Annotated in this window: 11 protein-coding genes and 1 tRNA gene; 6 read left to right on the forward strand and 6 right to left on the reverse strand. The window is 71.3% G+C overall.

The genetic code is table 11. The annotated features are described in order from the left end of the window. The first annotated feature begins 75 nt into the window (after positions 1–75). The 6 genes from KBY90_RS03580 to KBY90_RS03605 all read left to right on the forward strand — a co-directional run bounded on the left by KBY90_RS03580 (position 76) and on the right by KBY90_RS03605 (position 9,192). Complete coding sequence (locus tag KBY90_RS03580) at positions 76–3,936, forward strand: cobaltochelatase subunit CobN (RefSeq protein ID WP_254967090.1); 3,861 nt, start codon at positions 76–78, stop codon at positions 3,934–3,936. Continuing rightward, on the forward strand, positions 3,933–5,993 hold the full coding sequence (bchD, locus tag KBY90_RS03585) for a magnesium chelatase ATPase subunit D (RefSeq protein WP_254967091.1): 2,061 nt from the start codon (positions 3,933–3,935) through the stop codon (positions 5,991–5,993). Before KBY90_RS03580 ends, bchD begins: the two co-directional genes overlap by 4 nt. An 84-nt stretch (positions 5,994–6,077) precedes the next feature. Beyond that, positions 6,078–7,235 (forward strand): rhodanese-like domain-containing protein, encoded by a 1,158-nt coding sequence (locus KBY90_RS03590; protein WP_254967092.1) that lies wholly within the window; start codon positions 6,078–6,080, stop codon positions 7,233–7,235. An 84-nt stretch (positions 7,236–7,319) separates the two neighbouring features. Continuing rightward, positions 7,320–7,859 (forward strand): rhodanese-like domain-containing protein, encoded by a 540-nt coding sequence (locus KBY90_RS03595; protein WP_254967093.1) that lies wholly within the window; start codon positions 7,320–7,322, stop codon positions 7,857–7,859. Continuing rightward, the gene (locus KBY90_RS03600; protein WP_254967094.1) at positions 7,856–8,689 is read left to right on the forward strand and encodes a sulfite exporter TauE/SafE family protein; all 834 of its coding nucleotides are present in this window, start codon (positions 7,856–7,858) and stop codon (positions 8,687–8,689) included. Before KBY90_RS03595 ends, KBY90_RS03600 begins: the two co-directional genes overlap by 4 nt. Then, the gene (locus KBY90_RS03605; protein WP_254967095.1) at positions 8,686–9,192 is read left to right on the forward strand and encodes a hypothetical protein; all 507 of its coding nucleotides are present in this window, start codon (positions 8,686–8,688) and stop codon (positions 9,190–9,192) included. The genes KBY90_RS03600 and KBY90_RS03605 overlap by 4 nt, the downstream gene beginning before the upstream one ends. 220 nt (positions 9,193–9,412) lie before the next feature. On the opposite strand, the gene KBY90_RS03610 is transcribed toward KBY90_RS03605, so the two are convergent. From KBY90_RS03610 to psb32, 6 genes are all read right to left on the reverse strand, one after another. Next, positions 9,413–9,486 (reverse strand) — tRNA-Met (locus tag KBY90_RS03610). A gap of 17 nt (positions 9,487–9,503) precedes the next feature. After that, on the reverse strand, positions 9,504–10,655 hold the full coding sequence (locus KBY90_RS03615; RefSeq protein WP_254967096.1) for a peptidoglycan DD-metalloendopeptidase family protein: 1,152 nt from the start codon (positions 10,653–10,655) through the stop codon (positions 9,504–9,506). Positions 10,656–10,827: 172 nt separating this feature from the next. Continuing rightward, the gene (locus tag KBY90_RS03620) at positions 10,828–11,313 is read right to left on the reverse strand and encodes a tRNA (cytidine(34)-2'-O)-methyltransferase (RefSeq protein ID WP_254967097.1); all 486 of its coding nucleotides are present in this window, start codon (positions 11,311–11,313) and stop codon (positions 10,828–10,830) included. 52 nt (positions 11,314–11,365) lie between these two features. Continuing rightward, entirely contained in the window at positions 11,366–11,929 is a 564-nt protein-coding gene (cobU, locus tag KBY90_RS03625) for a bifunctional adenosylcobinamide kinase/adenosylcobinamide-phosphate guanylyltransferase (RefSeq protein ID WP_254967098.1), read from the reverse strand. Continuing rightward, the gene (locus tag KBY90_RS03630; protein WP_254967099.1) at positions 11,922–13,070 is read right to left on the reverse strand and encodes a proton extrusion protein PcxA; all 1,149 of its coding nucleotides are present in this window, start codon (positions 13,068–13,070) and stop codon (positions 11,922–11,924) included. The genes cobU and KBY90_RS03630 overlap by 8 nt, the downstream gene beginning before the upstream one ends. A gap of 58 nt (positions 13,071–13,128) precedes the next feature. Then, positions 13,129–13,791, reverse strand: a complete 663-nt coding sequence (gene psb32, locus KBY90_RS03635) for a photosystem II repair protein Psb32 (protein WP_254967100.1) — start codon at positions 13,789–13,791, stop codon at positions 13,129–13,131. Between the last annotated feature and the right edge of the window lie 3 nt (positions 13,792–13,794).

Consider the following 13,794-nt stretch of genomic DNA (forward strand, 5'->3'; position numbering starts at 1 on the left):
CCGGCCAGCCTTCAGGGCCGCCGGCGCCGGGACAGAGCGGGCGGACCAGAATGGGGGCAAGGAGGGCAGCCGGCCATGACGATCGGCAGCGCGAACCCAGCCGCCGGCGCCGGATCCAGCGGCGCGAGCGGGTCCAGGCTCCGCCGGGTGGTGCTGATCGCCGGCTTCGAGGTGTTCAACGCCGCCCTCTACCGCCAGGCGGCCGAGCGGGCCATGGCGCGGTGCACCGGGCTGCAGATCCGCGTCTTCAGCGACCACGACCTGCGCCGACGCGATCCCCAACTCGTGGCTGCCCTGAGCGGCGCCGATGCCCTCTTCGCCAGCCTGATCTTCGATTTCGACGACGTCGAATGGCTGATCCGGCAGGCCGCGGAGATTCCCGTGCGGCTGGTGTTCGAGTCGGCCCTGGAGCTGATGGCGCTGACGCGGCTCGGCCGCTTCACCATCGGCGCCGACTCCCGTGGGATGCCCCGGCCCGTGCGGGCGTTACTGGACAAGTTCGGCAGCGGCCGTGAGGAGGACCGCCTGGCGGCCTACGTGGGCGTCCTCAAGGTGGGCCCGAAACTGCTGCGCTTCCTGCCCTCACGCCGGGCCCAGGATCTGCGCCACTGGCTGGTGCTCTACGGCTACTGGAACGCGGGGGGAGAAGAGAACGTCACAGCCCTGTTCCTCTATCTGGCCCGGCACGGCCTCGGCCTGGACTGCGGTCCGGTGCCGCCGCCCCAGGACACGCCCGCCATGGGGCTGGTCCATCCCGACCACCCGGAGGTGTTCCGCCGGCCCGGCGACTACCTGGCCTGGTTCCACCGCACCCGGCCGGAGAGCCGCCCCGGGCGTGAGAACTGGCCGGTGGTGGGCCTGTTGCTCTACCGCAAGCACGTGATCACGGCCCAGCCCTACATCGGCCAGCTGATCCGCGCCTTCGAGGCGGCCCGGCTGATGCCGCTGCCGGTGTTCATCAACGGCGTGGAGGGCCACATGGCCGTGCGCGACTGGATGACCAGCGCCAGCGAGCCGCCCTCTCCCCAGCGGCGGCAGGCCGTGGCGGTGGAGGCGATCGTCTCGACGATCGGCTTCCCGCTGGTGGGCGGACCGGCCGGCTCGATGGAGGCCGGCCGGCGCGAGGAGGTGGCGCAGCGCATCCTGCGGGCCAAGAACGTGCCCTACGTGGTGGCGGCGCCGCTGCTGATCCAGGACATCCATTCCTGGAGCCGCCAGGGCATCGGCGGTCTGCAGAGCGTGGTGCTGTTCGCCCTGCCGGAGCTGGACGGGGCCATCGACCCGGTGCCCCTGGGCGGCCTGGTGGGTGACCGCATCCTGCTCGTGCCCGAGCGGTTGCGGCGACTCACCGGCCGTCTCAACGCCTGGATCCGGCTGCGCCGAACGCCTCCGGCCGCGCGGCGGCTGGCGATCGTGCTCTACGGCTTCCCGCCGGGCTACGGGGCCACCGGCACGGCGGCGCTGCTGAACGTGCCGGACTCGCTGATGAGCCTGCTGGAGGCCCTGCGCCGCCAGGGCTACGACCTGGGCGATCCCGCCGACTGGCCCGCCGACGGCGAGGAGCTGGTGGGGCGTGTGAAGGAGGCCGATGAGGCCTGGCTGAGCCGGATCCCGCCGGGGGAGCGGTTCGAGGAGTCGCCTTTGGCCAGCGTCAGCGCCGACGAGCTGCGGCAATGGCTGGGGCCCCTGCACAGCCGTCGCATCGAGCGCCAGTGGGGGCCGCTCAGCGGCACCGGCATCCGCACCCTGGGCGATCGCTTCCTGCTCGGCGGAGTGCGGCTGGGCAACGTCTGGATCGGCGTGCAGCCGCCCCTGGGGGTGGCGGGCGATCCGATGCGGCTGATGTACGAGCGCGACCTCACGCCCCATCCCCAGTACGCAGCCTTCTACCTGTGGCTGCAGCGCCAGCTGAAGACCCACGCGGTGCTGCACTTCGGCATGCACGGCACGGTGGAGTGGCTGCCGGGCTCGCCCCTGGGCAACACCGGCTACTCCTGGCCCGACCTGCTGCTGGGCGATCTGCCGCATCTCTATGTGTATGCGGCGAACAACCCGTCCGAGTCGATGCTGGCAAAACGGCGCGGCTACGGGGTGCTGATCTCCCACAACGTGCCCCCCTACGGCCGGGCCGGGCTGTACCGGGAGCTGGTGGCGCTGCGGGATCTGATCGGTGAATACCGCGACGAACCCGAGCGCAACGCCGCCCTGCGCGAGCCGATCCTCAAGGCCGTGTTCGATGCCGGCCTGGATCGCGACTGCCCCCTGCCCCAGGGGCTGGACCGGCAGGGAAGCCGGCCGGAGCTCTTCGATGCCTATCTGGGGAAGCTCAGCGGCTACCTGCAGCTCCTGGAACAGCGCCTGTTCTCCAGTGGCCTGCACAGCCTCGGTGAGCCGCCGGACCGCGCCGAGCTGCTCAGCTACCTCCGGGCCTGTTTCGGCGAGGAGCTGAGCGACCCGCTGCTGGAGGCGATCGCGGCGCCGGATCCGGCCAGCCTGGATCCGGCAGCCGGCGACGACGCCCTGCAGGCCCGGGGGCACGCCCTGCTGCTGGAGCACCCCGAGCTGGACCCTGCCGGCGAGGAGGCGCTGGCGAAGGCCCTGCAGGTGGCGGGGCTGCTGCAGCGCAACCGCGAGGAACTCACCAACCTGCTGCGGGGCCTCAACGGCGAGTACATCCCCCCCGCCCCCGGCGGGGACCTGCTGCGCGACGGGCCGGGCGTGCTGCCCACCGGCCGCAACATCCATGCCCTCGACCCCTACCGCATGCCCTCGGCCGGGGCGATGGCCCGCGGCCGCACGATCGCCCGCCGCATCCTCGAGCGCCACCGGGCCGAGCACGACGGTGCCTGGCCGGAGACCGTGGCGGTGATGCTCTGGGGCCTCGATGCCATCAAGACCCGGGGGGAATCGCTGGCGATCCTGCTGGAGCTGGTGGGGGCCCGGCCGGTGCAGGAAGGCACGGGCCGGATCGTGCGCTACGACCTGATCCCCCTGGCGGAGCTCGACCATCCCCGCGTCGACGTGCTCGCCAACCTGTCGGGGATCTTCCGTGACAGCTTCGGCAACATCCTCGAGCTGCTCGACGATCTCTTCCGCCGCGCCGCCGAGGCTGACGAGCCCGAGGAGCGCAACGCCATCCGCCGCCACTGCGAGGCCCTCCGGGCAGAGGGGGTGGAGAACCCCAGCGCCCGCCTGTTCTCCAATCCCGCCGGCGATTTCGGCTCGCTGGTGAACGACCGGATCACCGACGCCAGCTGGGAGCAGGGCGATGAGCTCGCCGCCACCTGGCGCGACCGCAACGCCTACAGCTACGGGCGCAGCGACCACGGCCAGGCGCGGCCGGAGGTGCTGGCCTCGCTGCTGCGCAGCACCGACCGGGTGGTGCAGCAGATCGATTCGGTGGAATACGGCCTCACCGACATCCAGGAGTACTACGCCAATACCGGCGGGCTGAAGCGGGCCGCGGAGGTGGCCCAGGCCGCCGAACGGCCCGGCCGCCGCGTGCCGGCCAGCTTCGTCGAGTCGTTCTCGCGCGACACCACCCCCCGGGAGCTGGATGAGCTGCTGCGGCTGGAGTACCGCAGCAAGCTGCTCAACCCCCGCTGGGCAGAGGCGATGGCCGCGATGGGCTCCGGCGGCGCCTACGAGATCTCCCAGCGCATGACGGCGCTGATCGGCTGGGCGGGCACCAGCGACTTCCGCGACCCGTGGGTGTACGACCAGGCGGCCGACACCTATGCCCTCGATCCGGCCATGGCCGCGCGCCTGCGCCAGGCCAACCCCGAAGCCTTCCGCAACGTGGTGGGCCGCATGCTGGAGGCCAGCAGCCGCGGCATCTGGGAGGCCTCCCCCGAAAGGCTGGCGGCCCTGCGCCAGCTCCACGACCTCACCGACGCAGAACTCGAGGGCGTGGCCGTGGCCGCCGGGGCCGGGTGAGCGTTTCCCCAGCGGTACAGCCGTATCCGCTGCATGCCGTGGTGGCTCAGGAGCGCATCCGCACCGCCCTGCTGTTGCTGGCCGTGGACCCCGGACTCGGCGGTGTGGTGATCGCCGGGCGGCGGGGCACGGCCAAGACCGTGATGGCCCGGGCCCTGCACGCCTTGCTGCCCCCCATCCGGGTGATCCGCCACTCCTGCGCCCAGGCCGATCCCGCCGCGCCCTGGGACTGGGACGACGCCACCGTCGCCCGCCGGGCCCGGATCAGCCGCACGCCGGTGAGCACCCTGGTGCCGCCGCCGTTCGTGCAGGTGCCGCTGGGGGTGAGCGAAGACCGGCTGCTCGGCTCGGTGGATGTGGAGGCCTCAATGCGCAGGGGCCGGCCGGTGTTCCAGCCGGGATTGCTGGCCGAGGCCCACCGCGGCGTGCTGTGCGTGGACGACCTCAACCTGCTGGAGCCCGCCCTGGCCGATCTGCTGCTCTCCGCCGTGGCGGCGGGCTTCAACCAGGTGGAGCGCGAGGGCATCAGCTTCCGGCACCCCTGCCGGCCGTTGCTGATCGCCACCGCCAACCCGGCCGAGGGGGAGCTGCGACCCCACCTGCTGGACCGCTTCGCCATGGTGCTCAGCGCCGACCCGCCCCTGACGCCCGACGAACGGGTGGAGGCGGTGCGCCGGGTGCTCTGGTTCGCTGAGCAGCCTGCGCAGTTCTGGGGCCTCTACGGCGCCGGGCTGGAGACGCTGCGGCGGCAGGTGCTCGCGAGCCGCCGGCGCCTGCGGCGGATGCGCATTCAGCGGGCCCAGATCCGCTACCTGGTGGAGGAGTCGATCCGGGCCGGCACCCAGGGGCACCGGGCCGATCTGTTTGCCGTGCGGGTGGCCCGGGCCCACGCCGCGCTGCAGGGGCGGGAGCGGGTGAAGGCGGCCGACCTGCGCGAAGCGGTGCGGCTGGCGGTTCTGCCCCGCTCGGCCCTTGTGCTCGCAGCGCCCCCGCCGCCACCGACGTCACCGCCGCCGCCGTCCCCCGCAGACCAGCCGCCCGCCGATACGGCCCCGCCGCCGCCGGAAGGTGGCGAGACGACCGCACCGCCCCAGGACCCCGACGGGGTGCCGGAGACCTTCCTGTTCTCGCCGGAGGGGGTGGCTCTCGACCCCGATCTGCTGGCGATCGCGGCGCACCGCGGCCGTCGCCAGGGGCGCGGCGGCGGGGGCGGGCTGGTGCATTCCCGGGAGCGGGGCCGGTACGTCAAGGCGGTGCTGCCCCATGGGCCGGTCGTGCGGGTGGCCGTCGACGCCACGCTGCGGGCGGCAGCGCCGCATCAGCTGATCCGCCGCCGGCTCCTGCAGCGGCGGGAGGCCCGCACCCGGGGACGGCAGGTACTGATCCGCGATCAGGATCTGCGCGTCAAGCTCCTGGCGCGCAAGGCCGGCGCCCTGGTGATCTTCGTGGTGGACGCCTCCGGCTCGATGGCCCTCAATCGCATGCAGGCGGCCAAGGGAGCGGTGCTGCAGCTGCTCAGCGAGGCCTACCGCCACCGCGACCAGATCGCCATGATCACCTTCGCAGGCCAGCGGGCGCGGGTTCAGCTGCCGCCCACCCGCTCGATCACGGCGGCCTCCCGGCGGCTGGAGCGTCTGCCCTGCGGCGGCGGCTCGCCAATGGCCCATGGCCTGGCCCTGGCCGTGCGGGTGGGAGGCAATGCCCTGCTCTCCAAGGACATCGCCGAGGTGATCGTGGTGCTGGTCAGCGACGGCAGGGCGAATGTTGACCTGAGCCGCTCGTTGGCGGTCACGGCCGGCGGTGGCAGTCCTGGCGGCGAGGTGCTGCCCCTGGCGGCCATCCACGCGGAGGTGCTGACGATCGCCGGTGCCCTGGCCAGCCTGGAGATGCCCCTGCTCGTGATCGACACCGGCACCCGCCATCCGCCCTCAGCGCTGCTGGCGGAACTGGGCAGCAGGGCCGGCGCCACGGTGCTGCCCCTGCCGCGGGCATCGGCGAGCCAGATCAGCGCCACGTCACGGCGCTGGCTGGACCAGGGGCGAACCCCCCGTGACTGAGGACGGATCAGGCGAGCAGCAGCGGCAACGCCAGAAACAATCCTTCTATGCGGGTATAGTCATAGTCAGTTCGGTGACGACGCCATGGAACCCGGTCTGGACCCTGTCCCCCACGTCTCCCCCCACCCGGCTGGCGAGCGCGCCATCGACCTGGTGGCCGCCGCCGGCGGTGGTGCCCTGCTGTTCCGCCAGCTGTTCGATGCCGAAACCGGCACCTTCACCTACCTGCTGGCCGATGCCGCCAGTCGGGAGGGGGTGATCATCGACCCGGTGTTCGAGCAGCACCAGCGCGACCTCTCCCTGATCCGCGAGCTGGGGATCGCGCTGGTGGCCTCGCTCGACACCCATGTCCATGCCGACCATGTGACCGGCAGCTGGCTGATGCACGCCGCCACCGCCTGCGCGATCGGGCTGGCGGCCGCCGGCGGCGCCGAGAACGTCACCCTGCCCCTGGCCCACGGCGATCGGGTGACCTTCGGCAGCCGCCACCTGGAGGTGCGCAGCACGCCGGGACACACCGACGGCTGCCTCACCTATGTGCTTGATGACCGCTCGATGGCGTTCACCGGCGACGCCCTGCTGGTGCGGGGCTGTGGTCGCTGTGATTTCCAGCAGGGCAATGCCCGCGCCCTGTGGGCCTCGATCACCGGCCAGATCTTCACCCTGCCTGAGTCCTGCCTGCTCTACCCGGGGCACGACTACACCGGCCGCAGCGTCACCTCGGTGGCGGAGGAGAAGGCCTACAACGCCCGCCTCGGCGCCGGCGCCACGGAACGCGATTTCGTGGGCCACATGGAGAACATGAAACTCCCCCACCCCCATCGCATCGCCGAGGCGCTGCCGGGCAACCTGCGCTCCGGCAGACCCCAGGAGCCGCAGGCGACGCCGGCCTGGGCGCCGCTGGCGCGCAGCTATGCCGGTCTGCCGGAACTCATGCCGTCCTGGGTGGCGGCCCACCGCCAGGACGTGACCATCCTGGACGTGCGCTCCAGCGCGGAGATCGAGGGGCCCGACGGCCGTGTGGCCGGAAGTCTGGCGATCCCGCTGCCCGAGCTGGAGCGGCGCAGCGGCGAGATTCCGGCGGATCGTCCGGTGGTGGTGGTGTGCCATTCCGGCAGCCGCTCGGCCCTGGCCACCCAGCAGCTGCTCAGAGCGGGCCGGTCCGAAGTGGCCAACCTGCGCGGCGGCCTGCGCCGCTGGGCCGACGAGGGCTATCCGCTGGAGGTTCCCCAGCGCCGCTGAAGCAGGCCCGGCGCCAGCCCTCGCTGCCGCCCGTTTCCGCCGGTCCCCCACTGCTCCCCACGCCAGACGATGCCTGCAGACCTGATGACCACGCCCCAGCCGATCACGCCCGTCAGCCGTGTCTCGGCGCCTGAGCTCGCCCGCCAGCTCGCCAGCCGAAGCGTGACGGTGGTGGACGTGCGCGAGCCGGTGGAGTTCGCCGCCGGCCACATCGAAGGCAGCCTCAACATCCCGCTCGGCCGGCTGGCGGAGGCCGAACTCCCGGCTGGAGCGCTGGTGCTGGTGTGCCACAGCGGCAACCGCAGCGCCCAGGGCCTGGCGATCCTGCAGGACCAGGGCCACCCCCACGCCGTCGCCGACCTGGAGGGCGGGGTGGTGGCGTGGGAGGAGGCCGGCCTGCCCCTGCGCCGCCTCCGCAGCGCACCGCTGCCGCTGATCCGGCAGGTGCAGATCGCCGCCGGCTCCCTGGTGCTGCTGGGTCTGATCCTCAGCCAGGCGGTTTCGCCGGCCTGGATTCTCCTCTGCTGGTTCGTGGCGGCCGGCCTGGTGTTCGCGGGCATCAGCGGCTACTGCGGCATGGCGCGGCTGCTGGCGGCGATGCCCTGGAACCAGGTCTCCCCGTGATCGACGCGCCATCGCTCCTGCTGCTCGCCGGCGGGGCCGTGATCGGATTCCTGCTGGCGGTGCTGGGTGCCGGTGGCTCGATCCTGCTGCTGCCCCTGCTGGCGAGCGGGGTGGGACTGCCCACCCGCGAGGCCGTGCCCCTCTCCCTGATCGCGGTGGGGCTGCTGGCCCTGGCGAATGTGCCCCCATACCTGAGACGGGGCTGGATCGCCCCGCGCCCCGCCCTGGTGCTGGGCGTCCCGGCGCTGGCGGGAAGCTGGATCGGCGGCAGCCTCGTGAAAGCTGGCCTGGTGCCCGAAGCGCTGCAGCTGGCCCTGTTCGCCGCGGCCGCCCTGCTGGCTTCGTGGCTGCTCACCCGGCGCTCCACGCTGCCGGCGGGTGCCGTCGTCCCCCGGGTCAGCCTGGCGGGCGGCGGCATGCTGGCGGTGCAGGGCGTGCTGGTGGGCCTGCTCACCGGCATCGCCGGGGTGGGGGGTGGCTTCGCCATCGTGCCGGCCCTGGTGCTGCTGGGGGGCCTGCCGATGGCACTGGCCAGCGGCACCAGTCTGCTGCTGATCGCCACCAATGCCCTCGTGGCCCTGCTGGCCCTGGGGCACTGGCCGGGAGCGGTGGCATCGCTGCTGATCCCCCTGCTCCTGGGAGGGATGGCCGGCGGCCTGGCCGGTCAGTTGCTGGCGCCCCACCTGCCTGAACTGCGGCTGCGTCAGGGCTTCGCGGCCCTGCTGGTGGCCTCGGCCCTGCTCACGGGCGTGGAGGCCTGGCGTCGCCACGCTCCCCCCACTGCCGCCTCGATGGCCCCGTCCCCGTCCCCGTCATCGCGCCAGCCATGAGCGCCGAGCGCACCTTCCGATTCCGTCTGCAGAGCCGCCATGCCGCTCCGGGAAGCACCTGCACCGACCTGGCGGTGCAGTGGCTCAACCCGGAGGGCCACTGGGAACCCCAGGAGCTCGGACTCACCATGCCGGGGTTCCGGATCTACCTGATCTCACTGCTGCTCTGTCAGCACTTCTATCTCGTGGCCAATGCCCGGGAACGGGACCTTCACCTGGAACGGGTGACGGCGCGGTTCACGGTTGTCGCCTCCGAGGACTGGCGGCTGCGCAGCGTCAGCGGCGACTTCGCCATTCAGCTGGAGGCCGGACAGCCGTACACCGGTGAGCAGGAGGAAACTGGGACGGCGACCCCTGGGGCCTGCTCCGAGGACGGTCTCGCCGCGATCGCGGAGCGGATGCAAGCCTGCCCGGTGTCCAGGAATCTTCCTTCAGCGGTGGAGAAACGCACCACCCTGAGGGTGCTGAATGGTTCTGAGGGTGATCCGCAGAGTGAAGGGTGAGAGAGGAGATCGTTCGCGTACGCCTCTCATAGCCAAGCTGTGCAAATCAGGAGCTGTAGGAACGGGACAGCTGTCGTCGCGGGATCACTGGTGCGTCGCGTGCGGCGATGGAGATCGAAGGTTCAGACCGGTGGCTCCATGGCATCTTCGGGTTTGAAGCCGATAGTCACAGCGGACAGGCATCAGATCGGCTGGATCCGTGCTGAAGAAGACACCGAAATGGCTCGGGGGAGACTTGAACTCCCGACCTTGGGGTTATGAATCCCACGCTCTAACCAGCTGAGCTACCGAGCCGCGGTGACAGGAGTGTATCAGGCGCGGGGTGGCAGGAAGTTGAGCGGATTGACCGCCGAGGAGCCGGGAGGATGGATCTCGAAGTGCAGGTGCGGTCCGGTGCTGCGGCCCGTGCTGCCCATCAGCGCGATCACGGTGCCCTGGGCGACCTCCTGGCCGCTGCTCACCATCAGCCGGCTGTTGTGGGCGTAGAGCGAGCGGCTGCCGTCGGGGTGCTGGAGGGTCACCAGGTAGCCGTAGCCGCCGTCATGCCAGCCCGAGAACACCACACGGCCGTTGCGTGCGGCCTTGATCGGCGTGCCGACGTTGTTGGCCAGGTCGATGCCCCGGTGCATGCGCCCCCAGCGCCAGCCGTAACCGGAGGTGAACACTCCGGTGGTGGGCCAGATCCAGGTGTTGGCGCCGCGGTTGTCGAAGGGCTGCTGCGGTTCACCGAAGTCGGGCTGGTCGGGCCAGCTCAGACCACCGCTGGTGCTGGGACGCAGACCGAGAACGGCACGCTGGCGCACCGGAGCCGCCTGCACGAGCTGGATCTCGGTGCCGGCCACCAGGCGGGCGGTGTCCAGACCCGGGTTGAAGCGCAGCAGCTCCTGCATGGTGAGGCCGTAGCGCTGGGCGATCTGCAGCAGGGTGTCGCCCAGCCTCACCACGCCCTTGGTCTGCACCGGCGGCGGAGCGGTGGGCGGCGGCGGCGTGCGCCGCTGGTTGGAGCTGTCCAGTGCCGCCACCTGCTGGGCGAAGCGGCTCTGCTGGCTGGGCAGCACCACCCACTCATCGCTCTGGAAGCGGTGGCTGGTGCCCACGTCGTTGAGGTTGGCCAGAACCTGGCTGCGAACGCCGATCTGGCTGGAGAGTTCGCTGACGCTCACCGGACGCCGCACGCGCATCCACACCCGGTCGGAGGCGGGAAGCGCCGCCAGCAGCTCAGGAGAGGCCGAGTCGCTGCGCCAGGCCGGCGGCTCGCTGGCCGGCGGTGGCGGGGGGGGGAGGAGAGAGGCCGTGAGGGTGTCGGAAGACTTGACGGCGGCTGCAGCGTCACCAGGCTCTCCTGGCTGGACGGCGGAGAAGGAGAGCAGCTGCTGTTCCAGCGGCAGCTCTGTGGAGCTGCGCTGAGATACGGCGAAACTGATGGCAGGTAAGGCGACAACTCCCGGCAGGAGAAGCAACAAACCCTTGTGAAGTGTGTGATTCGGCTTCATTCGATCTGTCCCCAAACGACAAAGCCCAGTGGAGAAGCCTGCATCCCTGGACCGCGCAGACAGTAGCGGACGGGCAAGGGAGCAGCAAGTTCACCAGGCACCCGGGCTGCCACCGGTGGCGCCGGGCCGATGGGGAGCGGGATCAGGGAATCTCCAGTTCGCCGAGCTGGCGCAGGGCTTCGAACAGCACCACCGCCACCGCCGAGGCCAGGTTCAAGCTGCGCACGCCGCCGCCGGGATGGTGCCTGGAGCGGGCCATCGGGATCGTCAGGCAGACGTCGGCCGTCTGCAGCAGCTGCGGCGGCAGGCCATCGCTCTCGCGGCCGAACAGCAGCCAGTCGTCGGCAGCGAAACGGTAGGCGGCGTAGCTGTGCTGGGCATGGGCCGTCAGGGCCACCAGGCGTCCGCCCCGGCGCTGCCGTTCGCGGCAGCAGTGCTCCCAGTCGGCATGGCGGTGAAGAGGCACCCAGGGCCAGTAGTCGAGCCCGGCCCGGCGCAGACGGCGATCGCTGATCTCGAAGCCCAGCGGTTCCACCAGATGCAGCTCCTGAGCGGTGGCGGCGCAGGTGCGGGCCACATTGCCGGTGTTGGGTGGGATCTGGGGCTGAAACAGCACCACGCGGGGCATCGGCGGTCAGGGCATCGGGGATCTCGGCATCGGGGATCTCGGCATCCGGGGATCAGGACATCCGCGGATCAGGGGGAACCGGCGCACTGTTGGGCAGCAGATCCAGGGCCCGGCCGGCCACCACCAGCCAGAGATGGCGGCACTGGCCGCTGAGCCGTTGCTCCAGGGCACCGAGGCGATCCCGGAAGCACCCGCCGATCGCCGTGGCCGGAACCACCCCCCATCCCGTCTGCTCGCTCACCAGAAGCACACGGGCGCGGCAGGCCGCCAGGCTGGTCACCAGGCTGTTGACGCGCTCCTCCCAGCTCCGGTCATCCTCATCCAGGCCCCAGCTCACCCAGGTGCCCAGCGAGTCCACGAGTGCGACCTCGCCGGCCGGCACGGCGGAGAGCGCAGGCGCCAGGTCGGCACCCACCTCCAGGCAGCGCCAGCCGGCCGGCCGGCGGCGGCGATGGCGGGCCAGCCGCTCCTGCCAGTCGGGGTCCTCCGGCAGCAGCGGGCCGGTGGCCAGATAGTGCACCGGCAGGCCGGTGCCCCCTGCGCGGTGCTCAGCCCAGCGGCTCTTGCCACTGCGGGCGGGCCCGGTGATCAGCTCCAGCGACGCGATCTCAGCCACCGCCGTTCATGTTGCGCAGGGTGGCCACCGAAGAAGGCGACACGCGGTTGAGGTAGCGGAAGATCCAGTACTTGAAGACGGTGGCCAGCACCACCGGGAAGGTGGCAATGAACAACATGATGAAATTCTCCTGTGCTGGCAGGCCCAGATGATGGGCCAGTCCGTTCAGCAGAACAGTCCAGCCTTCAGGGCTGTGGAAACCCACAAAGATGTCTGTGAACAGGATGATCGCGAAGGCCTTGGCGCTGTCACTGAGGCCATAGATGAGCTCATCGAGGAAGGCCTTCAGAACCTGAATCTCCCGGCGGCCCAGCAGGCACATCAGCACGAAACCCAGCAGGCCTACCAGGTCGGAGAGCACATTCTTCACCGCCTCGGAGCTGCTCTGGTCTGCCTCTTCCTTCAGCAACCGGGCCCGTTCCGCCAGCAGGCTGTGCATCTCCTCAGGCTGCGGCACCGGCCTGCCGCGCAGCAGGGCATCGAATTCCACCTCCTCCTTGTACACCCGCAGCTGCTCGACGGCCGCTTCCTCCAGCGCCGGTCTGGGATAGGTGAGAAACGGGGTATCGGGCGCCAGCCGGTCCACCAGCGGCGACACCACCAGGGAGCGGCTGAGCTGCTGCATCAACAGCGGCACGAGCACCAGCAGCAGCAGGATGCGCAGGGAAACCAGGGTGGCGTCGCGGCGGCGGCGAAACCCTTCCAGCAGGTTGGCTTCGGCTTGCGGATCCAGCTGACGGCGCAGGTTGTCGAGCATTCCCAGCAGGCTGCGGGGCAGCACGTCCGGCGCCCGGCTGAGCCTTGGCGCAGGCTGGGCCCGGGAGGGGTCGTAGCGCTCCAGCACCTCCTCCACCCCGCGCAGCTGCCGCTCGGCCTCGCTGCCGAGCGCTGAGCGCTGCTCCTCCAGATCGCCCAGGGCCGACCGGCACACGAGCAGGGCCGCCTGGAAGCGACGGCGCAGCTGGGCCTGGGTGGCGCGGGGGAGGGGCAGGTCCTGATCGAACCGCACGGGACGGCTGCTGAAGTGCTCCCGTTCGATCGCCTCGATCGTGCGGGCCGCCTCCACCGCACGCTGGAGATCCCTGCCGATCTGGCGGTCCCTGGCCCTGCTGAAGGTGCCCATCCAATCGGTCAGACCCATGTGAAGCGCCCCGGGGGCCAGGAGCAGGCTCGGCTGCTGAAGGTCAGCGTCAGAACACTCAGCGCGAGAACACCCACCAGGTGGCCATCGGCACGATGGCGCCGACCACCAGCAGCACCAGCACCCAGGTGAGCGCGTTGCTGGAGGCGGTCTCCTCCCGGCTGGGCACGTTGCTGGGGGCCGTCACGACGGCGGCGACCTGAGGCTCCCCGGGATCCTCCCCACCCTGGATGACCGTCAGCAGCCGCTGAATGCCGTCGAGACTGGCCTGGCGGTATCTGCCGCCATCGCGGATCGGCTGAACCATGGTGGTGCGGCCGGTGCTGCGCAGCAGGGACGGAGCCAGCCTGCCGTTGAGGTCCGCCGAGCCGACCACGGCGGCTGAGTTGGTCTGGCTGTCGATCAGGAAGAGGAGCTGGGCGCGGCCCTGGGCCGGATCGCTCCAGCGTTCCACCAGCTCGCGGCCAAGCTCAGGCAGGGTCAGGCCGTAGTCGAGCTGGCTGACGGTGACCAGCCGGGCATCGACGCGCTCCCCCTGAAAGCTCTCCAGCTGCCGACTCACCTCGGCGCTGGCCGCGCGGCTGAGCACCGCGGCGGTATCGATCACCCGCTCCTGCGGGGCGGGCTCGGGGAAATCGGCGGCAGAGACGGCCAGCGCCGGGGCGAAGGGCCAGAGCAGCAGCAGGACTGCCAGTGGGGCCAGCAGCAGGGAGCGGATCAAGGG

This window comes from Cyanobium sp. CH-040 (assembly GCF_024346135.1).
Taxonomy (GTDB): domain Bacteria; phylum Cyanobacteriota; class Cyanobacteriia; order PCC-6307; family Cyanobiaceae; genus NIES-981.